Genomic DNA, 23,144 nt, shown 5'->3' with positions numbered 1-23,144 from the left:
TAAACTGGGGGGGGCAAAGAGCCCCCCAAAATGTCTTACGCCTTGGTGACGTTCTTTTCTGAAAGCTGTCGCCGCGCAATCGCGTTGCGAGTGTCGATCACCGGAATCCCGAGGTTAACCAACGCTTCATAGTCAACCTCGTCATGGTCGGTCGAAATCAGGATGGCGTCAAAATCCTCGGCGCGAATGTCGTCAAACGGCAGCGATTGCCAGCCCAGAAACTCGGGATATTCGCGCATTTTCGGGATCGCCGGTACATGCGGATCGTGAAAGGCCACTTTTGATCCGGCCTGGTTCAGCAATGACATCAACCGGACCGAAGGGCTTTCGCGCATGTCCGAGACATTTTTCTTATAAGCTATTCCGATGATCAGAACCCGCGCTCGCGACAGGCCGATGCCTAGTTCGCGATCCAGCGTTTCGCGCAGGCGTGCGACAACATAGTTCGGCATGTTCGAATTGATCTCGCCCGCCAGCTCGATAAAGCGCGTCGACAGTTCATATTCGCGCGCTTTCCACGTCAGATAGAACGGGTCGATAGGGATACAGTGCCCGCCAAGGCCGGGACCGGGATAGAAGGGCATGAACCCGAATGGTTTGGTCCCTGCGCCGTCGATTACCTCCCATACGTCGATGCCCATCGCGTCAAAGATCACCTTCAACTCATTGACCAGAGCAATATTCACAGCCCGAAAGATGTTCTCGGTGATCTTGACCGCCTCGGCGGTTTGGGTGGTCGAGACAGGTACCACCGCGTCCACAACATTCTCATAAAACAGCGTGACCAGCTTGCCAGCGGCTTCGCCGTCGCCGGCAACGATTTTGGGAATGGTGGCGGTGCGAAAATGCTTGTTGCCCGGATCCTCGCGTTCTGGTGAGAAGCCAACGAAGATCTCTTCCCCCGGGACATGGCCGGACTTCGCCAGGATTGGTGTCAGAACCTCGGCCGTGGTGCCGGGATAAGTGGTTGATTCCAAAACAACCATCGCACCGGCTTTGATGTGCTTGGCGATAACCTCTGTGGTCTCGGTCACGAATGACAAATCGGGGTCACGGTGTTCTGTCAACGGTGTCGGCACGCAGATGACGATGACATCCATGCCTGACAATTGCGAAAAGTCAGCGGTCCAGGCCACGGTTCCCGCATCCAGCAGCGATTTGAGGTCTTCGCTGGCCACAGCTTCGATATAGCTGTCGGATTTGTGCAGAGCGTCAATCTTGAACGGGTCGATATCGAACCCGGTGACAGGCATACCCTTTTTGGCCGCCGTCACCGCAAGCGGCAGCCCGACATAGCCAAGCCCAATTATGCCAACTTGGGCGCTTTTGTTTTTAAGCTTGTCCCAGAGGTCCTGAAAGCGATCATGTTTCAAAAGATTTTTTCCCGTTTTGACCGTGGGCGATCCCATTCGGTGCAAATGTGTTGGTCATGAGATACTCGCGAAGAGCAGCGGTGAATTGCGGGGGGGCGTCCTGAGACACGGGTGCCTGTTTGTGCTGACCCAGCGTTTCAAGGGTGCGGTCCAGCAAAGCGGGCAGTTCGGTTTCATCCTTCGCCACAAAGATGTTGGGCCGATCTCCCAAGTGTTTGGCGGTGGTGAACTGATGGTCGTTGCGGGTTTCGCGCAAGTGACCCCTGCGGGGCATTACAACAATGGGTTTCCCGCGGCTTAACGCTGTCAGGATCGACCCCATACCGGCATGGGAGATGATCAGATCCGACTGCTGGAATTTCAGATTGTAATCTTTTGGCGTCATGCGCGCGACCGCCTCGAAATTCTTCGGGCGGTGATGGGTCATGCCTTCATCGGTGATCTGACCGAACACTTTGGGGGGGTTGGGCGTCGTCCCGCACCATTCATCGATCGCGCGGATCAGCCGTTCAAACGGCTCGTGCGTCCCAATCGTCAGAAAGATCACAGCACCGCCCCCAAATAGTGGGGGCCCTCGGGCTTGGCCAGATGCTCCCATTGAGTCAGCCACAGATCAACATGTTTGCCGATTTTCTGACCCGAGAGCGAAAGCTCTTCGGCGTTGGCCATGCTGTCGATCCAGATGGTGCGTGCGCCCAACAATCCGCCCAAGCGAATGGCGAAATAGCCCGGAGCTGCTCCGGTGCTGACAACCACATCCGGGCGATAGCGGATTAAAACCCAGGTGATCTGAATTAGCTGCTTGATCAGGCGAATTTTTTGCCAGCGGTTCGCTTCGGTCACCGTTGCGAAGTTGGGCGCAGCTTCGCCCGCCTCTTGCGCCTGTTGTCTCAGCAGCTCGCCCGAACCGGGATCGGTCGTTACATAGGTCACTTTCATACCGTCCCAAGCCTTGCGCAGGCGCATCAACTGCACCCAATGCCCGCCTGTAGATGAAATTGCCATGACATGTGGCATCTTACTCATACTCTTCTCCGCATAGCGGCCTCTAAACTGGTAAACCCAACGCTTGTCTCAACATCCAGAACATCCGTAGAAGCCTGAGTCGAAACAGCGTTGCAACCGTGGCACAATACTCTCTGGCCCCTTGTAGGCGTGGTGATCGCAGGACCTTTGGGATGTGTACGACCGCGCTGAGCGGCATTAAACAGGCCCGCCCGATCCAGCTTGCGCGGCCCAATACACCGGGCCGGTTCTTTTGGAACAATAGATAACTTTCATTGGTGAGGCGCTGCCATTTACGGCGCAGTGCGTCCCAATCCGAACGGCTGGGATGTGACACCGCAAGCGCATCCACATAGATCAGGGAATAGCCTTTGTCACGGGCGCGCCAGCACCAGTCATTGTCCTCGGAAACACCTGCCTTGAACGGGCCGACGGCTTCGAAAACATCTCGGCGTGTGATCAGGTTTGCGGTAACCGAAAATCCCTTTTGCTCTATGTAGGACTGACAGTTAAACGCAAACACCGTCTCAAAACCTTCCGCACCGCTACGAGGAGGAGGAGTTTCGTCGAACACATCGACGCGCCCACCGATCATGTCTGCATCAGTTCGGACCCGCCGCGCTGTTTCAACCCAATCGTCGGCAGCAACACAATCGGCGTCGATGAAATACAGATACGCCCCTGAAGTTTCAGCCACACCGCGATTGCGCGCTGCGGCTGCTCCTTTTTCGCCTTCGGCAACAATGCGCACGTTCTCATATTTGGTGCGAATTTCGTCCAACGACTGGTCAGATCCGTTGTCTACAACAACAATCTCGACCTCCGATAGGTCGTTGGCCATAAGCGAGGCCAAGCAGCGATCAAGGCGGACCACGTCATTGTAGTGCGGGATAATGATCGAAGCGCTTATTTGAGTGTCATTAATAGCCATAAGCCGTATCGCTGTAGTGACATTTGTTCAAAATGACACCCATCACATTTGTCAGCTCAGCCAAGTGACGTTCTGCGATATCAACTTGTTTGACCGATGTCTTGTCGGCTTCGACCATAAGCAACGCGCAGTCGACATTCTTGAGGAAAGCAAAATTATCGTCGCTGACCAGCAAAGGTGGCATGTCAAATAGCATGATGTCTGGCTTGTACGCTGCTTCAATTGCGTTCAGCACGCGTCCAGTCGATTGCGATTGCAGAACCTCAGCCGAGCTTCCGACCGGTGCATCATTCGCACCAAGTATGACGTTCTCACCGATGCGAATACCGTGTTCGGCAAAGTCGACCTTGCCCTCGAAAACAGACTTCATGTTCGATTTGGGCTGCAATCCGAGCAATCGCGCGAGGTTTGTGCGGCGTAGATCGCAGTCTAAAACCATTGTGCGCAGGTCGGCCTGTCGCTCGAAGCTGAAAACAAGGTTGGATACCGTCGTGGATTTTCCGCATCCGCTGTGCGGCGACACAATCGCAATACGTTTCCAGTCATTCAGCTGCGCCAGCTGCAAGATGCGCGTCCGCAGCATATCGTATGGGGCTGCATGTTCGCCTCCGGAATAGGCGACCATCCGGTTCTTTCGCAAAATTCGCGGGTTCAGCTCCGCCTGTGCCAATGACGCCCAGGCCGAATTTACGGCCTCTTCCGGCGTTTTGACGGGTTCGTTGACCACTTCCGGTTTTTGAACCGGGTGTCCATTGATCGTCTGGGATTCCTGGCGCTGGACCCGCGCTTTTTCAATCGCGGCCTGAAGCTTTTCCATTTCTTAGTCCTTTCGCCCCAATACCAAATACACCGTCATCAAGCCGCCCCCAGACTGTCGACAATAGGTGTTACAATTGCATCAAGTGGTTGATAATAAACATGAACCGCATAGAGCAGCGCGGGCACTCCGACTACGATCGCGATCAGCCAGGCGGCGACGCGCATCCGTGCACGGAAACGGTCAGCGGCTGTTTCAATGTAGGGAATCGTCGCCAGTGGCGTTACATTGAGCCGGGAAACCAAGTCTTGCGGGCGATGCACCGATTGGTCCAGCAGCATCAGCAAAATAATCAAAGCAGCGCCCGTCATGATGCCGAAGAAACTGCCGCCCACTGCAATGAGCAACCGATTGGGCTTACTGGGCGCATCAGGGATCGACGGTGGCTCCAAAACGACGACGCGTTGCCCTTGATTGCCTTCGACAATCTCTTTGCTGGCAGCGGCGTCTGCCAGTTTTGCGCGAACATCAGTGTACTGTCGCTGGATATTGTCGCGCTCCAGCGTAAGTTCTTCCAGTTGAATTGCGTTGATTGGTGTCTGGTCGATCGTGGCTTCGATCCTTTCCAGCTGCAGCAACGCGTCTGTTTTTTGTGCTTCGATATCCGCAATGCGCGAATCGATATCGGCCAGTTGGCTATCCAGCAGCGGGTTGCCGGTTGTTCCCGGCTGTGCTTGCGGAGCGGGTTGCAGGCTTACCACCTGTTCCAACTGCCTTACCTTCGCGATCAACACTTTGACCTGAGGGTGTTCTGACGACTTAACCGCCAGTTCATCATTCAGCTGCGCTTGAAGAACTCTCAACTGTTGTTGTTCTGGCGTCAGGTTCTGTGTCACGGCAGCACCGCTAACTTGTCCCGTCGACTCGAATATCTGGATCAGACGCACACGCTGATCTTGAAGGACCGAGCGATCACGCTCGTACTGTGCGATCCGGTCCAAAAGAGTGCTTTGCTGACCCAGCCGAGTGTCCAGCGTTTCGGGCAAAGCGTTAATGTTCTCGCTCTTGAATGCCAGGATGCGGGCGTTCTGGTCGGCCAGCTTTTCGCGCAACTCGGTCTCAAGACGTTCGAAGAAACCAAGTTTTTGTGCTGCGTTTTCAACGCCTTCATCAATACTGATCTGATTGATGATTTTCAGATATTCTTCAAGAACCCACGCCGCATGCTCGGCTTGTTGTGCCTCAAAGCTGATATCCATGAATGTGGCTTCACCGCGCCGTGCACGTGCCCAAATATAGGTCTTGCTGCGCATCCAACTTTCAATTTCATCTGGGCTTTTATTTGCTTGATCCGGCACCGGCTGTACTAAGTCGGCGATTGCCAGAAGGTTGGCCCGGGTCATCAACTTGCCCTGCGCAATCTGCAGCTGCGCTAGCTCCGGGGCAAGTTGTCCTGACGGGTCATCGATCTTTGGACGTTCAACTGCCAGCTTGGCCGCCGACACGTAAGAAGGGGGCAACGTTTGCGCAACAGTGATCGCGACCGCCGAAATCGCAACGGCGATAATCAGCAGCAGAGGAAACCGCCGCATGAACAATGAGAAATAGTAACGTACGTCCAACACTAGCCTAAGAACCTTTTACCCTAGATGCCCCTACCACCCAATTGTGGCATTATCCTGTCTGACCTTCCGGAATGATGCGGTCGGATGACCGAAGGAAAAGCAACTCGCTATTGTCTTTTTCTTTTTCTGCGGTGCTCTTCTCGTCGTCATTAATTTCGTCCTCGTCGCTCTCAAGCGCGAAGCCACCGAAGAACACGCCGTCTTTCAACACAGACTTCACCACCCTCAACGACACAACATTTGTCTCGTCGCTCCAGGCGTACATCAGCGCAAATTCACACAGTTGGTTTACCAGCCGGGGAACACCCTGTGTGGCTTGAAAAATCGCTTTGCAGGCACCTGAGGTGAACTCTTTGCCGGTACCACCAGCGGTTTCCATGCGGTGCGAGATATATTTGGTGACCGTTTTCTGATCCATCTTATCAAGGTGGAAACTGGCCGCCACACGCTGTGCAAGTTGGCGCATGCTGGGTGAACGTACCATATCACGTAGCTCTGGTTGACCAACCAAGATGAGCTGGATCAACTCATCTTTATTACTGTTGATGTTGGTCAACATCCGAAGTTCTTCCAGCCCTTCCGACGACAGGTTCTGCGCCTCGTCGATGATGAGGACGACGCGTCGCCCGGCAGCATATTCGCTGATCATGAATTCCTGAAAACGCTGAAACATCGAGACATAGCTTTCGCCTTGCACGAAAGGCACGGAAAGCGCGTTCAGAACCCATTGGAGCAATTCACCGCGCCCACCCTGAGCGTTCGAGATCAGGCCGATCGAGACCTGTCCGTCGTCCACCTTGGACAGCAGCTTTTGAACCAGTGTTGTTTTGCCAGCACCGATTTCACCTGTGACCAGAGTAATCGGAGCGCGGGACATAATGCCGAATTCGAGGACAGAGAACGCGCGTTGGTGTTGGGTCGACCAGTACAAAAAGCTTGGGTCCGGAATAAGCGTGAAGGGGCGCTCATTCAGGCCAAAAAAGCCAGTATACAACTCTCCCGAACTCATCTCGTTTTACCGACTTTCTCCGAAACCACGACGATCTTTACCAACACATAGCACGCATCCACGACAGTCAGGGATACACGAGCCGTAGCACAACATCTTACTCAACTTTCTGAATGATTCATTTGCTGGATGCAAATTGTCCAGCGGCTGATACACGATTACCACTCAATCTCTTCTGGATGCGTCAAATATAATCCTTTCTGGAAACAATACTAGGCCACTGCCTATGCCAGCATCGCGCCTAAAGCGAGATTTTTCTGCGGTACAGCATAACAGTGAATCACCTGCTCGCGGCTCAAGTATCTTGTGGATCAGAATTCTAGACAAAAAGGGTATGCGGTCGGGCGCTGAAGGTAGTACTTGCGATAGTTGGGTATCTTATAGGTAGAATCGCCTTTGGCCGATGACGTCGAGAGCCCAGAAAACGGTAGGGCAAAGTGGGAAAGATTCTGTCAGAACTGTGCCTTGTACAACAGTTGCGCCGACATTTTGTGCATCAATGATATTTCTTAGCCAGTATTGCGTAAGCAACGGAAACAATTCGGCCTTGAAGATGTACAGTGATGCTGATAGTAATGTACAGGTTATCAAAGGCTTAACGCGAAAATTAAAATTTTTTGCCAGAACGAGTAAAAATTATGGCGACAAAGCTGGTCAAAACCTGAGAAAACAGGGTGACAGCATTTGGAAAATTTTCATAAAGATGCGTTGTTCGTCGAGTAGTGAGTAATGCCAGGGCGTGTGTGTTAGCGTCCGGTTTTGGAGTGAAGTTTGTAATGGTAACACAGATGCATAATTTCGATGCCGTGGAAAAAGTTTCCCCGGACGGATCTGTAAGAAGTGCGCGTGCGCTCGGGCGACCGGCCACACAGCTTTATCGTGACTACTTGAAGCGCGCTTTGGATATTTCTTTCATCCTGTTGGTTTCGCCGATCGCTCTGCCTCTTGTCGCCATTCTTGCGCTGGTTGCATCCCGCGATGGAGCCTCACCTTTCTATACCCAAGCCAGGGTGGGTCGTAATGGTGTCGTTTTCACCATGTATAAAATCCGCACTATGGTGAGCGACGCAGATGCCCGTCTTGAAAAACATCTGGCCGAAAATCCGGGTGCACGGATCGAATGGGACAGCACGCAAAAGCTTAAAAAAGACCCGCGCATCACTGCAATCGGTACGTTCATGCGCCGTTCTTCTTTGGACGAGTTACCACAGCTGCTTAACGTTCTTCGCGGTGACATGTCGTTGATTGGGCCGCGACCGATGATGGTGAGCCAAAAGGCCTTGTACCCAGGGCGTACCTATTATGAGTTGCGCCCAGGAATTACAGGCTTGTGGCAAGTTTCGGATCGCAACGAATCGACTTTTGCGGATCGAGCGCGATTCGATACTACATATGGGAAAACCCTCTCTTTCAAAAATGACCTGATGATCTTGTTCAAAACTGTCGGCGCTGTGTTGCGCTGCACTGGACACTGAGCAGGGAGTTTCACAGCGCCATTGCGCAAGTATTTGGTTTCGCTGTGAAAAAAGAGAAAGCTTTTGGAATGCTGAGTTGGTAAAATTTAGAAGAGGCTGAAGCAAATTTGTCTCAGGTTTTTCTCCGGCTCGAAAATAATCTTCGTACGGCCCGACTAAGGGTTAAATTTGACAACAACTTCACAACCGGGGGAGACCAGATGTATAAACTCCTTTGCAGCCTTTTCGCCATTGCTTTGATGGCCACGGGTCTGACTGCAACCAAGGCATCGGCACAAGCTGGATATCGCATTCAACCAGGCGATATCTTGCAAATTGAAGTGCTGGAAGATGCCAGCCTTAACCGCCAAGCACTTGTGCTGCCAGACGGATCTATCAACTTTCCGATCGTTGGCTCTGTTCAGGCAGCGGGTTCATCCGTTGGCCAGCTTCGTGGCACTTTGACAAGTCGTTTGGCACCGAACTTCGCCACGACACCGACCGTCTTTGTTTCAGTTGGTGCACTTGCCGCGCCAACTGTGGCTGCAACGGCTGCAACCGGCAACGATGTGTTCATTACCGGAGAGATCACGATCCCAGGCCGTGTCCCGATCATAAACAACGCCACAATCCTGCAAGTTATCGCGGAAGCTGGTGGTTTGACCCGCTTCGCAGCCGGAAAACGCATCCAACTGCGTCGGGGAAGCAACGTTTACAGCTACAATTACTATGACAACACCGGCAATGTTGCGCTTCAGGCTGGTGACGTTATTGTGATCCCACAGAGGAAGCTATTTGAATAACCATCGCCCAGGAGCAGGGGGCCCAGGTGAAAAACAACAAAAGTTTGACGTTGGCACTCGCGGCAACGACCGCCATATGTTCAGCCAACACAGCTGCAGGCCAAGCAGTACCAAGCGCTCAGTCAGCCCCGGGGGGGCTGACTTACACGTATGGGATCAGTTCTTCACTGCGTATTAACGATAATTTCGGACTTGATGTCGGAAGTTCGCAGGAGACGACAACTATTCTGGACACCACATTGTCCTACGGGTTGTTGAAAGAAACCCAGATTGACACTTTGCAATTTGATCTGAGCGGCATCGTGCGGCTGGGTGAGGTTCCGGGACAATCCCAGAATGTCGATGTCGACGATCCCAATGCGTTCTTTGCCTATACGCGCGATGGCGCCAATAGTCGTCTCGCGACAGATGCACGGATCCGTCGGGTCGATCTGAATTTCGACGACCCGTTGCGCGTTCAAGACCAGTTGAATTCGAACAGCCTGATCATTGATGATGGAACGCGGACCACCTCGCGGCTGAATTTCGCTTGGGAAAATGGGATCAACGACGCGGTTGGCTATGGGTTCGACCTGCAATACTTAGATGAAAGTTTTGAGGATACAACGGATCCCGGCCTTTTCGATAACGACGAATTGCGCTCTGAGGTATTTGGCACGTTCCGCTTCACATCGACCGCAACCGGGCGCCTCAGCTATTCGCGGATCGATTATGAGGCCGATGACACGCTTCAGGAAGAACGCGAAACACAAGAGTTGTTGTTTGACTTGACCTATGCGGTCAATCCGATCACCGACGTTTCCGTACGGGTTGGCTACGCTGATATCGAAGAGACAGATATTACGCCATTCACCACTGAAGAAGATGGTCTTACTGGTGGGCTGACCGTTACACGAAGCCTGACCAATGGCTTTGCGGCAATTGGAATTGACACCGGTGTGGCGATCACTGGCCGTCGGACGAATTTCGACGTTACACGATCGTTTTTGTTAAAGGGTGGTTCCTTTGATGCAACGCTGGGTGTCACGCGTGGACCGTCGGGCGATATAGATCCGATTGGACAGATCGGATACAACTATACCTTGGCGAACGGGTCGATCGGTGCCGCATTTGTGCGAGACTTCCGGAACGACGTTCAGGGTAATGACATTCGATCGACACGCGCAACGTTGAGTTACCTAACTGACATCAATCCGGTGTCCAGCCTGGATTTTCGTGTTGGATACGGACAAGTGGACGACGCCGGCAATGGTAGCGTGACCGATACCGACAATACTACTTTCCGAGCAACTTACATCCGCGCCTTGAACGCCGATTGGAACCTGTCTGCAGGTTATGAATACCGGCACCGTTTCGAAGAAGGTGTTGGGTCAGCCAAATCCAACGAAATCTTTTTTTCATTGGACAGGTTTTTCGTCGTTCAACGCTGAACGGATTGATCGTGTAGTAACAGGAAACGATTTCTTTCCAAAAGAAATGGTTTCCTGTTTTTTCTCGCGACTGTTGAGCTGATCATCTATTGTTCTGTTTGCCGGATGGCGTTGATTCATTAGTTTTCTTGTTTGTGTAACCAAGTCTCTGGGAAGGCCGGACAATGTTTCGATCTGCACTGCTGATCCTGTCCGGGAACGCGTTCGGGTCTGCGATGACCTTTCTGCGCAACCTCCTTGTTGCCCGGTTGGTCAGTGTTGAAGATTATGGCATCGCGGCGACTTTCGCCATCAGCATGGCAATCGTCGAGCTCACCTCTAGCTTTGGATTGCAACAACTGATCGTTCAGGACAAAGACGGAAACGACACAAAGCTTCAATCTGGCTTACAAGGCTTTCACGCCGTACGCGCCGTGTTTTCGGCAGCCCTGCTTTTCTTCCTGGCCCATCCGATCGCAAATTTCCTTGGAATACCGGAAGTTGCTTGGGCCTATCAGGTTCTGGCCATTGTCCCGCTCTTGAACGGATTTATCCATTTCGATGTCTATCGCTTGCAACGGCAACAGAAATTCGGCCCGCTGATCCTCAGCACCAGCCTGCCTGCGTTTCTTTCGGTGGTTCTAACCTGGCCTCTGTTTCAGTATTTTGGCGATTACCGTGTGATGTTGTATGCGGTGATTGCGCAAGGTGTCGCGACGGTACTCTTTTCTCATCTGGTGTCGATCCGTCCTTATTCTTTGCGCCTTGATCGCCAGTTGGTGGGACGAGCCTTTCATTTCGGTTGGCCGCTTTTGATTAACAACATCTTGCTTATTCTTGTCTTGCAGGGTGAAAAGCTGGTTGTCGGTCGCGAACTGGGCATGGCTGAACTGGCGATCTTTGCTATGGGCTTCACCTTGACGCTCACGCCAACATTGATCGTGGCCAAAAGCACGCAAAGCTTTTTTCTGCCGCAACTTTCTGCAGCCAAAGGCGATCAAGAGCGTTTTGAGCAGTTAGCCTATGCAACCATGCAGACGAGCCTGACAAACGGTCTGTTTCTGATGGCGGGCATCGTGGTGTTTGGCGCGGTTTTTGTTCATTTTGTTCTCGGCGACAAGTACGCAGCACTTGTCCCTTACCTCATCCCCTTGGCTTTGTTGCATGCCTTGCGAGTCTTCAAAACAGGAAGCGCGGTCGTTGCCCTGGCTAAAGGCCGGACGAGCAACGCTATGATCGCAAACATGTTTCGGGTCATGTCACTACCCGTCTCATGGTATGCGGCCGTTCACGGATACGGTCTGTTTGTCATTATTCTCATAGCATCTTCAGGAGAGCTTTTTGGGTTCATTGTGTCACTGCGCCTTGTTCAGACGCGCGTAAATCTTTCGCTTGGCCCAATGGGTATTCCGGTTCTGATCGCTTTTGTTTTGCTGGCTTTGGCAATGACAAAACAAATCTGGTTCTCAGGCTTAGACCTTCTTTTGACTACGGTCGTAACCGCGACCTTAATGGCGGTTGCCCTTTTTGTGATGAAGAACCTTCGACGCTATGTAAGCCAGCGTGTGTTCACGCAATATGTGGAGTGAACTGTGACCAATCCCCTGCCGTTACTTCATATTGGGTATCACAAGACCGCAACGACATGGATGCAGAACCAACTGTTCGTTCCGCGTCACGGGTTTCGCCAACTGGCCGGGCACCAGACGATTTTTGAAAAAGTCGTAACTCCACATGGGCTGACGTTTACGCCCAAGCCGATGCAGGCCCATATTGAAGAGGCCTGGCAAACACTGAAACCTGGCGAAGTTCCGGTGATCTCGTCAGAGATTCTAAGCGGCCATCCCTTCTTCGGTGGTCGCGAAAGTGACCTTTATGCGCGCCGCCTGAAGAAAATCTTCCCAGACGCTCGTATCCTTGTGTCAATCAGAAATCAAATGCGCATCTTGCCATCAGTCTATATGCAATATCTGTTGCGCGGTGGCACGATGCCCTATGACCGGTTTTTTCGAGAAGAAAATGACCTTGGTTTTTTCTCGTTTTCTGCGGTGCATTTCGAATATGACCGGTTGATCGGACTTTACCAGTCTCTTTTCGGTGTCGAGCATGTCTATGTGTTGACGCAGGAGAGCCTAAGGCAGGATATGGACGAAGCAGCAGAACGTCTGGCCAAGTTCTGTGATAACAAGCGGTTTGAAAGCATACACCCCGACGCTCGCGCAGCGCATACGCCAAGTTACCCCGAATATGCTGTACCGGTCCTGCGCAGAATTAATCAGGTGCAAAGCTCGGTTCTAAACCCCAATCCGTTTCTTCACTTGGGGCATACACCAAACGGTTTGTATCGTGGCGCCGGATATTTGCTAAAGCGCCCATTGGCTAAAAAGCTCTTGCGTCGAAAAAAACCAGTTACGTCTTTTGTAAAAGGTCACTTCTCTGGTCGATATTCTGATAGCAATCACCGTTTACGGTCTTTGGTTGGTGAACAGACAGATCTCAGTAACTATGATTGACGGCCCTGCCGAACCGGAAACCGCGTGTAGTTGATTTTTCTTTTGCTTTCAGTTTCTTTGGAACCGTTTTGATCTTCTTTCGGTTGATAACTCAGAAACCAGCCACCGGTGCCAAGTAGGAAACTATACAAAACAAACGGTACCTTCCAGAAATGTACCATCCAGCCCGCCATAAAAAGACCGACCATCGTAACTATCCATCCCATTCGGTATTGACGCATTTTAGGATCAGTCAGTGGTCGTTTGATTATAGAAATCATCATGCCGAAATACGCAGCCAAGACTAGGAAGCCTGCCGGCAACCCAGCAATCATTGCATAGTAAATCCAGAACATATCGACACTGTCTGTCAACCAAGCTGGACGAACCCAGTCATCAAACCCAATTCCGAAAAGCGGATTAGCCAGGGCATTCTGCATGCCGTAGTCAAAAATCAGAATTCGCCCGTAACCCGTTTGAGCGTTCAGCGCGAAATAGCTGATCATAACTTCAATCGGTGTCCTGTTGGACAGAATATCGACGGCTACGTACCATATTGCCACCAGCCCTGCGAGTATCCACCAACGGCTCTTTACGTCACGCAAAACAACGTCCCAGGCGATCAAACCGAACTGAGCTGTCATTGCCGCGAGGGGCCCTGAAGACAACGAGAAGAACGCTGTAAGTGCAACGAGACCTGTGCGCCAAATTCGGCCCCACACATCACGACCATAGCCGTAAACATAACACGCAAGTCCGATCAAAGCGCCGCCGTAGACCCCGAAGTGGATCGGGTGTTCGAAAGGACCTTGGACGCGATCGAAGCCGAGCCTCTGCTCGTGGTCGACATCAGGAAATGCACTGCCAACATAGCTCCACAATTGGAGCAGAACGTTTTGTGCGGTTAGAGCTTCGATCAGAGCGAATGGCAACAATAGTGAGAAGCAGACAACAAGCAGTTTGGCAACTTTGAAAAATTGCTCTGGCGTCCTAACGAACGCGCGTCCGAGTAAGTAGCAGCCGAGCAATTCGGCGGTATGCACGCCAACAGTTTGCCAAACACCCAATCCATGATTTGCGACCATCGCGATGATGAACCAGGCGCTTAATCCGATCATCGCATAGTCTGCGAAATTTCGCGGCCCGGCTTGCCCTCGACACCATGCGATAAACGCGGGAAAAAACAAAAGCAGAGCGACCGCACGATACGCGAGCAGCTTTATTCCAGCCAGTTCAATCGTGAGAGGCACCAAAAGACTGAACAGAAAAAAGACCACCAGGATATTGAGTTTTGCCCCGGTGTCGCGTGTTTGCGCGCGCGTGTATGTTTCTTCTGGGTGTGTTACAGCCATCTAACCAAAAATCACTTTCCCGGCGTCAATACCCGTCTTGCCATTCCTTGCGCCGATGCCAGATCTCACCCCAGACCGTCGCAGCCTCCTGCCGGCGCAAGAGTTTCAGCCCCACCATACGCGACCAGGGCCACAGCCGAAACATAGATTGTCCGATCCCTCGTTGCCATTTGGGGAAGTGATGCTGGATTAACGTCATCTTTGCCCTTAGCAACCGCACCATTTTGTCCGAGCGTACTTTTTCAGAAGCACCCGCATAGTGGATGATCTGAGCCGTTGGTGTGATGCGCGGACGCGCGCCTTTCGCGCGGGCTCGCAAGCATAGATCTGCTTCTTCTCCATACATGAAAAAGGCTTTGTCAAAACCGTCCAGTTCTTGCCAAAAATCGCGTTTGATCAGGAAGAAACAGCCTGTCACGATATCAACTTCGTACTCGCTGTCACGGTCCCAGCCTGGAATGGCTTCTGGGTTGAACAGATCGCTTTTTCGAAACACGCTCGAGAACCCAAGCGCTTGACTGATCACGCCCCACAGGGTCATCTGGTTCCACGCATTTGTCGGGTTCAGCGACATGTCACCATAGTAGGTCTTGCCACCCCAAATCCGCGCTTGTGGGTTTTTATCCGCAAATTCAATAAGATGATTGATGGCATGATCCAAGACAACCGTGTCGGGGTTTAGCAGCAACAGGTATTCGCCTCGTGCCCTTAGGGCAGCAATGTTATTGGCCAGAGCAAACCCGTGGTTGTCCTTTTCTGCCATCAATTCGATGTCGGGGAATTCGGTCGCAATCGCGTCGGGCGAACCATCGTTCGAAGCATTGTCGACCACGATCAATTCATAAGGAACTTGGGTCTGCTCCTGAACCGAGCGCAGGCACTCTAGCGTCATGTCTTTGGTGTTGTAGCTCACCACAATAATGGACACTCGCGGGGAGTCACTTGGGTCGATTTGGGTCACTGCTTTACTCATTCAAATTTGGAGCCAAAAAAAAGGGGTAACGGCCCTGCCCCCTCATTACATATTTTAGGATAGTTTGTAAGGATTTCCCGCGTTCTCGTGCGAAGTCGTCAAAAACAGCATGAATTATCGCCGGATTGGTTTTAATCAGGCAAGTTTGGCCGGTATCGTTTTTGCCAGACCAAACAAGAAAGGAGCGCGAGTTTCCCCGCGCCCCGAATACTATCAACCAAACACAGCCATCGAGTCGTCGATGACATTTGTTGTGTCAAAGAAGTTTGCTTGATCGTCGATGCGGAAGTCGTAGATTTCGCCATCAAACCCGTTGCCCCATTTGGGCCCCAGGGTCCAACCCCACTCTTTGCCACCAGCACCGACAAAATCGAGATCATAGCTTTGTTCGTCGAGAACAAGTTCACCATCCACGATCACCTGGATTCGGTCGGTTACTGCATCAACGATGACCGTCAACTGATGCTCATCGGTATCGTTCAGACCAAGGTCTTTCAGGATAAACCCGTCTGAGAATTTGGAGTCATTGTTCGCAACCTGAATTTCCAGCCCGTCACCAACCAGCGAAACACCAATCTTTTTGTGGTTCCAGACCAAGGCTTCTGTTTTTCCATCAGCAGTGTCACGTTTGAAGTCAATGCTAAACGAAATCTGATCAGAGTCTTCTAGCGGCTTAAGACGACCCAAGTCAGCCTTGTCTTTCACACCATCCAGATAAAGCGCTTTTTCACCGGACGCTGTCGTAATGACTTTGGCGTCGCCTTTCAGAGCAGATGTGCCTTCGATATCATCCAAGTCCAATATGTAAGCGTCTATCGCAAAGGAGCTGACATCAAAGTTGGATGAAGAACTCCCGCTGGTATCCACAGGATCAGGGTCAACCGTGACTGTTGTCGGGTCTGTGGTCTGAACAGGATCAGTGACAGCCGTGTCAACCGGGTCAGTAATGACAGGAGTGGTTGTGGTCGGTGTCGAGGTCGTCGGGGTCGAAACTGACGACTGACTTTCTTCAGGATGTGCGAGGATCGCCCCCGCGTTCAGAAGATCGACAATGCTGCCTGGGATCACATCGTAATTGTGGTAAGGCGTGCTATCGTTAAGTGACTGGGCCGTGAAAACGTCCCCATAAAAACCTGCGCCGTTTGGATTACTGTTTTGGATCAGTGCGTTGTCTTGAACATTCCAATTTGACTGACCATTATACCCGTCAATTTTTGCGACCGCGTTTTGCTCGATAGTTACATTTGTCGATCTGGATGCGATATTGATCTGTGGTGGTGCCAATGAACCACCTGTCGTCGGCATATTGGGATCGCCGAAAGCCTGTACGATCGTGTTATTGCTGACCACAAGACCATTGGTTTCACCGACCGTGATCCCGTGATACTGCTGATTGTAGATGACGTTATTCTCGATCGTGATGTTCTGATAAAACAAGGACGTGTTGCCTTGTTCAGCCGCCAGATTGCGCATGAAGATCGTTTGCGTCCAACTTCCCTGACCGATGTCAAAGGTGTTGTTTCGGATGACTACGTCCGTCGTCGCTTCGGTTGTTTTGTTCGTCCAGAACTGGATCATATCCCGGTGGTCGCCCGACGTTGGCGATGCTTCAAAGTCGTGGATATAGTTTCCTTCGATAAGGACACCTTGCACCTGTACAAAGTTCAGGCCATCCGAGCGGATCGAGTGGATCTCGTTGTTGGAAACGTTCAGGTTTGTGCTGTCTGTTAATACCGCAGCTTTCCAGAAATCATACATTACATTTCCGGTGAAGGTGATGCCGTCCGACCCATCAACGGCCAGGCCTTTCCCGGCGCCGTATCCATTATCTTCTGCGGTCAAACCACTTGCGACATCCCCATCGAAAGTGGAATTCTGGATCGCGATATTAGAGCTGTTGTTGATCTGAAACGGTTCGTACCAAATCTTGTCACCAGCGCTGAAGCTGTAGTCAAATTCGACGCCGTCGATAGTAATATTCGACGCGCCATTGATATTCATAGTCGAGAAACTGGCGGGATTGCTTGGATCGTCAGAGACGATGCGGACTTCAGAATTGAACGATTTGCTGATGTTCAAAGCGCCGTAATCGCCCCCAGACAAGCGGATCTCATCCCCACCGCTTGCGCTGGACAACGCAGCCGTGAGCTCTGCTGCGTTGGTTACGTTATAGATTGTCATCCGTAGTTTTCTCCTGCTCGGATTTCCATTCCCCAATCAACGGTTATGCGGGGTGGAAACAAACTGCATCTATTTTGTTAATTATCCCTTCGATTACGGCAGAAAGGAGCCGATACTATGGATGATCGGTGGCTAGTTGCTGAAAAATGGAGGTAATTAGGCGTAGTTCCGTGAGCAATCGGCGAAGTTTTGCCGCTGAAATAAGGCAAAATCGTGGAATCCACACATTTCGCTTGCTCATCCGAGTCGCATTCGAGAATCAGTATGTTTGCGACTGTATGCCACTCTGTGATCAGCTTTGACGTCTTTTTCCAGCCGAGGTTACTCTGCGCTGTCTGGGGGGCAGAGGTGCGATTTTCATCGTTTGCTTTTCTACCGGCGGCGTTGTGAAAACCTCTTCTCGATCACCTTGCTTCAATACACGCCCCTTGTGCAGGATCATCACTTTGTTTCCGGCTTCAACGATACTTGGACGATGTGCCATGGTTACGACGATACTGCCGCGGTTGCGCAGGTCTTGAATCGCTTTGACCAAGGCAGCGTTACCACTCTTGTCCAGATTTGAGTTTGGTTCGTCCAACACAATCAATCGCGGCTGTTTGAAGATGGCTCTGGCCAAACCCAGCTGCTGAACCTGACCACCTGACAAAGGGTAGCCACCCAGACCGATGCGTGTCCTATACCCATCGGGCATATTCTGGACCATATCGTGGATGCCAGCGATCTGTGCGGTCTGAACAATGTCTTGTTCGTCGGTTTGCTCTTCAAAGCCAGATATGTTCTGGGCGATGGTACCGGGCAATAGGTCTACGCGTTGCGGCAAATAGCCGACGGACGGCCTGCTCGAACTATTTCGCTGTGTTACCACCGGAGTGCCACCCAGCAATACCTGTCCGGTGTCAGGTGTCCAGATGCCCACAAGCAATTTGGCCAGGCTGGACTTGCCGGCCCCGCTGTTGCCTATCACCACCAACCCGTCTCCGGGCTGCAGGGACAGTGTTACCTGGCTCAGGATGTAAGGCCGCGTCATTTGTGCCCCGGTTGGAGCGGACTTACTTATCGCATCGACGCGCAATTGGGTGATCAGGTTTGCGGACGGGTCCACCGTTACCGGTTCCGCTGGCACAGCTTGCAACGCCGAAAGCCTGCGATGAGCGGACAACACACGACCGAAAATGCGCCACTGGGTGATAACGTGATCCAAAGGGGCCAAAACGCGACCGGCAAGAACCGATACCGCAATGATCGCACCCAAAGAGATCTGGTGTTGAATTGCCAGAACAGCGCCGGTTGTTAGCAGTGCTGATTGTAAGAAGAGTCGAAAGCCTTTTGAGAACGCTGCAAAATACTCAGAAGTGTCTGAACCTTTGAAAAAATGCGACATGCTTTGCTGGTGTAAGCGATCCCAATGCGCGATGACATTATCTTTGATCCCTAATCCGAATATCGTTTCGGCGTCGCGGTGAGCGTGGCGAATAAAACTGCGCTCGTGATTGTCCGCTCGAGTCGCTTGCGAGACAGGCGCCTGAGTGAGCTTTCTGTTCAGCAACGCTGCAACGATAACAATTGCAGCACCAGAGATGGTTAAAAAACCCAGCCAGGGGTGGATCCAGAAGACCACCCCTAGAAAAAGTGGTATCCAGGGCAGGTCGAACAACGCCAATACGACGGGGCTGCTTATGAAGTTCCGCATGATCTCGAGATCGCGAAGGGGATCATGCTGAGAGCCTGGCTGTTCGATAGCTTCTACCAGCCATTTTTCGCATACCGTATCGCGTGTTTCGGCATCCAGTTGGAAACTGGCTCGAGACAAGATCCGTGTTCGCCACCACTCGAAGACGCCAAATAGAACAAACAGGATGATCACAAGCAAAAAGAGCTTAACCAGAAGATCCAGCGACCCAGAGGGCAAGACCTGATCGTATACAACGATCATGTAAAGCGGGCCTGTCAGGATCAAAAAGTTGACGATGGCGCTCAGCCCGCCAACTTGCAGGATTTTCGCCCGCAGCTTGTCAATCGCCAGACGGTAGAAATTTTTCTCCGCTGAAGAAGGTCTTTTGATTATTGGTTCAGTTTCTGATGCATCGAGTTTCACTAGTCACCATTACCAAACTGATACAGCCTAAACCGCCTTCAAGTCATATCCGTGATCATCGGAACGAGTTCAGAGCTTCGAATAGAACTCAATATTGTCAAGCCACTATGACACAAATCCATAGCTTCGCAACCGCAGCAGCATATGCTGTCTGCGTTGTATTCAGCTTGTCAGTTGGCTTTGTGCTAGTCCAGAAGCCCGGCCAGGTAGGCGCCATAGCCGTTCTTCGAAAACCGTTTGGCTTGCTGTTCCAGGGCCTCGCGGCTGATCCATTGCTGTTGATAGGCAATCTCTTCGGGACAGCCGGTTTGCAACCCTTGCCGCTCCTCGAGCGTGCGCACAAAGTTTCCAGCGTCCAGCAGCGATGAATGCGTCCCCGTATCCAGCCAGGCATATCCGCGCCCCATGGTTTCGACTTGCAATGCGCCCTCTTCCAAATAGCTTTGCAGAAGCTCGGTGATCTCCAATTCGCCCCTGTCCGAGGGTTTGACAGCACGCGCCCGTTCGGGTGCTGTGGCATCTAGAAAGTAAAGCCCCGTCACAGCATAGCGTGAGGGCGGAACCTCGGGCTTCTCGATGATTTCACGGGCGCGCCCGGCTTCGTCAAAGGCGACCACGCCATAGCGTTCGGGATCGGCCACGTGATAGCCAAACACGGTGCCACCAGAAGGTTTCTGATCCGCTGCGGCCATCAGAACCGGTAGGCCGTGGCCGAAAAAAATGTTGTCGCCCAGGATCATCGCCGACGGCGCGCCGTCCAGAAACGCTTCGGCCAGGATATAGGCTTGCGCCAGACCATCCGGGCTGGGCTGAACCTGATAGCTGAGCGAAATACCCCATTGCGACCCGTCGCCCAGAGTTTGCTGGAACTGATACTGATCCTGCGGGGTGGTGATGATCAATATATCGCGGATACCGGCCAGCATCAGCACGCTGAGCGGATAATAGATCATGGGCTTGTCGTAGATCGGCAGCAATTGCTTCGACAGCCCCATCGTAATCGGGTAGAGCCGCGTGCCGCTGCCCCCGGCCAGGATGATCCCTTTGCGATCCGTCATCCGGTTTCTCCTAAGTCTTCCAATATCTGTGTCAGCTCTTGACGCCAGTCGGGTCGCGTAAGGCCAAAAACCTTTTCGGTTGCGCTGCAATCCAAGCGCGAATTCAACGGCCGCGTTGCAGGGGTCGGGTAGTCCCGGGTGAGGATATCCGTGACCGAACAGGTGATCTGCGCGCGGCTGAATATCTCGCGCGCGAAATCGGCCCAACTCGTTTCAGGCCTACCCGAAAAGTGATAGATGCCGGATTTGTTCGGATCGGACATCAAGCCCTCGGCCATAATGATACAGGCCGCAGCGATTGCGCGCGCCGAGGTCGGGGCGCCGATTTGGTCGCTTACGACGGTCAGATCATCACGGTCGCGTCCAAGCCGCAGCATGGTCTTGATGAAATTACTGCCATGTGCAGACACCACCCAGGAGGTGCGCAAGATACCATGATAGGCCCCGGCAGCCATGATCGCCTGCTCTCCGGCCAGTTTGGTGCGACCATAGGCACCCAGTGGCGCGGTTGCATCCTGAGGTGTCCAAGGCTCGGTGCCGGACCCGTTAAACACATAATCAGTTGAGATATGAACCAGCGGAATGCCCAGATCGGCACAAGCCCTTGCCATGGCCCCCGGCGCGTCACCGTTAATAATGCGCGCGGCCGTTTCTTCGTCTTCCGCCCGGTCAACTGCCGTGTAGGCTGCCGCGTTGATTACCGCCGCGGGTTTGGTATTGCGTATCGCCTGCGCGCAGCTTTCCGGATCAGAAAGGTCTGCAGCGGCTCGATCCAGGCAAGACACGTTGGGATAGGCGGCAAGTTCCTGCGCCACCTGCCCCGTCTTGCCAAACACGAGGATCACGCTTTTACTCCCAAACGCTCGCCCACACCCTGCCGGTTTTGTAGTGCGCGCCACCACTCCTCGTTGTCCAGATACCATTGCACCGTAAGCTCCAACCCCTGTTCAAGCGTGACAGAGGGGCGCCATCCCAGCTCGGTTCTTATCCGGGTCGGGTCAATGGCATATCTAAGGTCATGACCGGGGCGGTCGGCCACAAAGGTGATCTGGTCTGCGTATGACCCGCCGGTGGGGCGTTTTTCATCCAGAATGGCGCAGATCATTCGGACCAGATCGATATTCTTGGCCTCGTTCTCACCGCCCACATTATAAGAGCGACCGTTCTGTCCCTTTTGCAGGATGGTCAGCAGCGCGTCGGCATGATCTTCGACATAGAGCCAATCGCGGATATTCTCGCCCTTGCCGTAAACCGGGATCGGTTTGCCCGCCAAAGCATTCAGGATAACCACAGGGATCAGCTTTTCGGGGAAATGATACGGCCCGTAGTTGTTCGAACAATTCGACAGGACAACCGGCAGCCCATAGGTCTCATGCCAGGCGCGCACGAGGTGGTCGCTGGCCGCCTTTGACGCCGAATAAGGCGAGCGGGGATCATAGGCCGTGTCTTCGGTAAACTCACCGGTGTCGCCCAGCGAACCAAAGACCTCATCGGTCGAGATATGGTGAAACCGAAACCCGTCGGGCTGACCTTTGCCATGCCAATAGGCGCGGGCGGCTTCGAGCAGCGTGTAGGTGCCGGTGATATTGGTCTCGATAAAGGTGCCGGGCCCGTCGATCGAGCGGTCGACATGGGATTCGGCGGCCAGATGCATCACCGCATCTGGTTGATGTTCGGCAAAAACCCGGTCCATTGCGGCACGGTCACGAATGTCGGCCTGCACGAAACTGTAGCCGGGGGCTCCTGCCACACTTGCCACATTGTCCAGGCACGCCGCATAGGTCAGCGCGTCCAGATTGACCACGTGATGCCCCTGGCCAAGGGCCTGGCGCACGACCGCCGACCCAATGAAGCCGGCGCCTCCGGTCACGATGATCTTCATGCCGCGCCCTCCCATATGAAGGGGCTGTCAAAGTTGTCAAACCTTGCGGCCTTTGTGTCTTTTTCAGACAGGATCGGGGGCTTGCTCAACCCCCAATCAACCCCGCAGCTGTCCCAGTGAACTACACCGTCACAGTCGGGTGCGTAGAAATCGGTGCATTTATAACAAATCTCGGTGTTAGGCTTCAGCGTAAGAAAGCCGTGCAAAAACCCCTTTGGGACCAGCAATTGGCGACCGTTCTCGGCCGACAGCTCAACCGAGATCCATTTGCCGAAGGTGGGCGAGCCTTTGCGGATATCGATCGCCACATCCAACAGCGCCCCACGACCGCAGCGCACCAGTTTGTCCTGTGCATGCGGTGGGGCTTGAAAATGCAACCCGCGCAACGTACCCGTTTCAATCGACAGAGAGTGATTGTCTTGTACGAAATCAAACTCTATCCCATGGGTGGCCAGCGTGTTTTTGTTCCAGCTTTCGCTGAAAAAACCGCGCTCGTCGGAGAACCGCTTGGGTGTTAGAACGACAACCCCCGGCAGAGCGGTCTCTTCTACTTGCATCAATCAGTACCCTTCTTAAACTACTCGAACTCTTAACAATGGATAAATGCGTTGTCACTAACGCTACACGTTACCTGCCACAGCCCTTGGACGGTGTTGAAAAAAAGTGCAATACAATCATCGCCAAACTCATATCTATAAAGCGAGATTATTTTTTCTTACGGATCTATTTGCGCAACAGTCTA

Annotated in this window: 20 protein-coding genes; 5 read left to right on the top strand and 15 right to left on the bottom strand. The window is 52.7% G+C overall.

Going from position 1 to position 23,144, the window contains the following annotated elements; all coding sequences use genetic code 11:
• Positions 1 to 35: 35 nt before the first annotated feature.
• From GOV38_RS13340 to GOV38_RS13310, 7 genes are all read right to left on the bottom strand, one after another.
• Positions 36 to 1,373: a nucleotide sugar dehydrogenase gene (locus GOV38_RS13340; protein WP_254430474.1), complete on the bottom strand. Its 1,338-nt coding sequence runs from the start codon at positions 1,371 to 1,373 to the stop codon at positions 36 to 38.
• Positions 1,363 to 1,920 carry a glycosyltransferase gene (locus tag GOV38_RS13335; RefSeq protein WP_171102142.1) on the bottom strand — a complete coding sequence of 186 codons (558 nt, stop codon included), beginning with the start codon at positions 1,918 to 1,920 and terminating at the stop codon, positions 1,363 to 1,365. Before GOV38_RS13335 ends, GOV38_RS13340 begins: the two co-directional genes overlap by 11 nt.
• Complete coding sequence (locus GOV38_RS13330; protein ID WP_217352092.1) at positions 1,917 to 2,399, bottom strand: UDP-N-acetylglucosamine--LPS N-acetylglucosamine transferase; 483 nt, start codon at positions 2,397 to 2,399, stop codon at positions 1,917 to 1,919. Before GOV38_RS13330 ends, GOV38_RS13335 begins: the two co-directional genes overlap by 4 nt.
• Before the next feature lie 22 nt (positions 2,400 to 2,421).
• Positions 2,422 to 3,309, bottom strand: a complete 888-nt coding sequence (locus GOV38_RS13325) for a glycosyltransferase family 2 protein (RefSeq protein ID WP_171208258.1) — start codon at positions 3,307 to 3,309, stop codon at positions 2,422 to 2,424.
• On the bottom strand, positions 3,299 to 4,126 hold the full coding sequence (locus GOV38_RS13320; protein WP_171208257.1) for a CpsD/CapB family tyrosine-protein kinase: 828 nt from the start codon (positions 4,124 to 4,126) through the stop codon (positions 3,299 to 3,301). Before GOV38_RS13320 ends, GOV38_RS13325 begins: the two co-directional genes overlap by 11 nt.
• A gap of 38 nt (positions 4,127 to 4,164) precedes the next feature.
• Positions 4,165 to 5,469 (bottom strand): hypothetical protein, encoded by a 1,305-nt coding sequence (locus GOV38_RS13315; protein ID WP_217352091.1) that lies wholly within the window; start codon positions 5,467 to 5,469, stop codon positions 4,165 to 4,167.
• Positions 5,470 to 5,740: 271 nt separating this feature from the next.
• A complete protein-coding gene (locus GOV38_RS13310; protein ID WP_254430495.1) occupies positions 5,741 to 6,568 on the bottom strand; it encodes an ExeA family protein in 828 nt (275 codons plus the stop codon).
• A gap of 920 nt (positions 6,569 to 7,488) precedes the next feature.
• Here GOV38_RS13310 and GOV38_RS13305 point away from each other — a divergent pair.
• The 5 genes from GOV38_RS13305 (at position 7,489) to GOV38_RS13285 (ending at position 12,879) form a co-directional block, all read left to right on the top strand.
• Positions 7,489 to 8,175 carry a sugar transferase gene (locus tag GOV38_RS13305; RefSeq protein ID WP_171102137.1) on the top strand — a complete coding sequence of 229 codons (687 nt, stop codon included), beginning with the start codon at positions 7,489 to 7,491 and terminating at the stop codon, positions 8,173 to 8,175.
• Between the two features lie 107 nt (positions 8,176 to 8,282).
• Positions 8,283 to 8,957: a polysaccharide biosynthesis/export family protein gene (locus GOV38_RS13300; RefSeq protein WP_254430473.1), complete on the top strand. Its 675-nt coding sequence runs from the start codon at positions 8,283 to 8,285 to the stop codon at positions 8,955 to 8,957.
• Positions 8,958 to 9,196: 239 nt separating this feature from the next.
• The gene (locus GOV38_RS13295; protein ID WP_171208254.1) at positions 9,197 to 10,387 is read left to right on the top strand and encodes a hypothetical protein; all 1,191 of its coding nucleotides are present in this window, start codon (positions 9,197 to 9,199) and stop codon (positions 10,385 to 10,387) included.
• Positions 10,388 to 10,551: 164 nt separating this feature from the next.
• The gene (locus GOV38_RS13290) at positions 10,552 to 11,955 is read left to right on the top strand and encodes an oligosaccharide flippase family protein (protein ID WP_171208253.1); all 1,404 of its coding nucleotides are present in this window, start codon (positions 10,552 to 10,554) and stop codon (positions 11,953 to 11,955) included.
• A gap of 3 nt (positions 11,956 to 11,958) precedes the next feature.
• The gene (locus GOV38_RS13285; RefSeq protein ID WP_171208252.1) at positions 11,959 to 12,879 is read left to right on the top strand and encodes a sulfotransferase; all 921 of its coding nucleotides are present in this window, start codon (positions 11,959 to 11,961) and stop codon (positions 12,877 to 12,879) included.
• Here GOV38_RS13285 and GOV38_RS13280 read toward each other — a convergent pair.
• The 8 genes from GOV38_RS13280 to rfbC form a co-directional block, all read right to left on the bottom strand.
• A complete protein-coding gene (locus GOV38_RS13280; protein WP_171133142.1) occupies positions 12,870 to 14,210 on the bottom strand; it encodes an O-antigen ligase in 1,341 nt (446 codons plus the stop codon). The two genes, GOV38_RS13285 and GOV38_RS13280, sit on opposite strands and share 10 nt — an antisense overlap.
• 25 nt (positions 14,211 to 14,235) lie before the next feature.
• A complete protein-coding gene (locus GOV38_RS13275; RefSeq protein ID WP_371808502.1) occupies positions 14,236 to 15,171 on the bottom strand; it encodes a glycosyltransferase family 2 protein in 936 nt (311 codons plus the stop codon).
• Positions 15,172 to 15,396: 225 nt separating this feature from the next.
• The gene (locus GOV38_RS13270; RefSeq protein WP_171213014.1) at positions 15,397 to 17,364 is read right to left on the bottom strand and encodes a right-handed parallel beta-helix repeat-containing protein; all 1,968 of its coding nucleotides are present in this window, start codon (positions 17,362 to 17,364) and stop codon (positions 15,397 to 15,399) included.
• A 292-nt stretch (positions 17,365 to 17,656) separates the two neighbouring features.
• Positions 17,657 to 19,462 (bottom strand): type I secretion system permease/ATPase, encoded by a 1,806-nt coding sequence (locus GOV38_RS13265; RefSeq protein WP_171208249.1) that lies wholly within the window; start codon positions 19,460 to 19,462, stop codon positions 17,657 to 17,659.
• A gap of 185 nt (positions 19,463 to 19,647) precedes the next feature.
• A complete protein-coding gene (gene rfbA, locus GOV38_RS13260) occupies positions 19,648 to 20,520 on the bottom strand; it encodes a glucose-1-phosphate thymidylyltransferase RfbA (RefSeq protein ID WP_171133138.1) in 873 nt (290 codons plus the stop codon).
• A complete protein-coding gene (rfbD, locus tag GOV38_RS13255) occupies positions 20,517 to 21,365 on the bottom strand; it encodes a dTDP-4-dehydrorhamnose reductase (protein WP_171208248.1) in 849 nt (282 codons plus the stop codon). The genes rfbA and rfbD overlap by 4 nt, the downstream gene beginning before the upstream one ends.
• The gene (gene rfbB, locus GOV38_RS13250) at positions 21,362 to 22,402 is read right to left on the bottom strand and encodes a dTDP-glucose 4,6-dehydratase (protein WP_171208247.1); all 1,041 of its coding nucleotides are present in this window, start codon (positions 22,400 to 22,402) and stop codon (positions 21,362 to 21,364) included. Before rfbB ends, rfbD begins: the two co-directional genes overlap by 4 nt.
• Positions 22,399 to 22,959 carry a dTDP-4-dehydrorhamnose 3,5-epimerase gene (gene rfbC / locus GOV38_RS13245; RefSeq protein WP_171208246.1) on the bottom strand — a complete coding sequence of 187 codons (561 nt, stop codon included), beginning with the start codon at positions 22,957 to 22,959 and terminating at the stop codon, positions 22,399 to 22,401. The genes rfbB and rfbC overlap by 4 nt, the downstream gene beginning before the upstream one ends.
• Between the last annotated feature and the right edge of the window lie 185 nt (positions 22,960 to 23,144).

The sequence above is a fragment of the Ruegeria sp. HKCCA5839 genome (genome assembly GCF_013035585.1).
Lineage (GTDB): Bacteria > Pseudomonadota > Alphaproteobacteria > Rhodobacterales > Rhodobacteraceae > Ruegeria.
Note: the sequence above shows the minus strand (reverse complement) of the source record. Positions and strands in the feature narration are given on the sequence as shown.

What these genes read in the sequence shown, in the direction of transcription:
- GOV38_RS13320 (WP_171208257.1), bottom strand. Translation starts at nt 4,126, where the DNA reads ATGGAAAAGCTTCAGGCCGCGATTGAAAAAGCGCGGGTCCAGCGCCAG.
- GOV38_RS13330 (WP_217352092.1), bottom strand. Translation starts at nt 2,399, where the DNA reads ATGAGTAAGATGCCACATGTCATGGCAATTTCATCTACAGGCGGGCAT.
- GOV38_RS13280 (WP_171133142.1), bottom strand. Translation starts at nt 14,210, where the DNA reads ATGGCTGTAACACACCCAGAAGAAACATACACGCGCGCGCAAACACGC.
- rfbC (WP_171208246.1), bottom strand. Translation starts at nt 22,959, where the DNA reads ATGCAAGTAGAAGAGACCGCTCTGCCGGGGGTTGTCGTTCTAACACCC.
- GOV38_RS13310 (WP_254430495.1), bottom strand. Translation starts at nt 6,568, where the DNA reads ATGTCCCGCGCTCCGATTACTCTGGTCACAGGTGAAATCGGTGCTGGC.
- GOV38_RS13270 (WP_171213014.1), bottom strand. Translation starts at nt 17,364, where the DNA reads ATGACAATCTATAACGTAACCAACGCAGCAGAGCTCACGGCTGCGTTG.
- GOV38_RS13325 (WP_171208258.1), bottom strand. Translation starts at nt 3,309, where the DNA reads ATGGCTATTAATGACACTCAAATAAGCGCTTCGATCATTATCCCGCAC.
- GOV38_RS13315 (WP_217352091.1), bottom strand. Translation starts at nt 5,469, where the DNA reads ATGACCCGGGCCAACCTTCTGGCAATCGCCGACTTAGTACAGCCGGTG.
- rfbA (WP_171133138.1), bottom strand. Translation starts at nt 20,520, where the DNA reads ATGACGGATCGCAAAGGGATCATCCTGGCCGGGGGCAGCGGCACGCGG.
- GOV38_RS13290 (WP_171208253.1), top strand. Translation starts at nt 10,552, where the DNA reads ATGTTTCGATCTGCACTGCTGATCCTGTCCGGGAACGCGTTCGGGTCT.
- GOV38_RS13305 (WP_171102137.1), top strand. Translation starts at nt 7,489, where the DNA reads ATGCATAATTTCGATGCCGTGGAAAAAGTTTCCCCGGACGGATCTGTA.
- rfbB (WP_171208247.1), bottom strand. Translation starts at nt 22,402, where the DNA reads ATGAAGATCATCGTGACCGGAGGCGCCGGCTTCATTGGGTCGGCGGTC.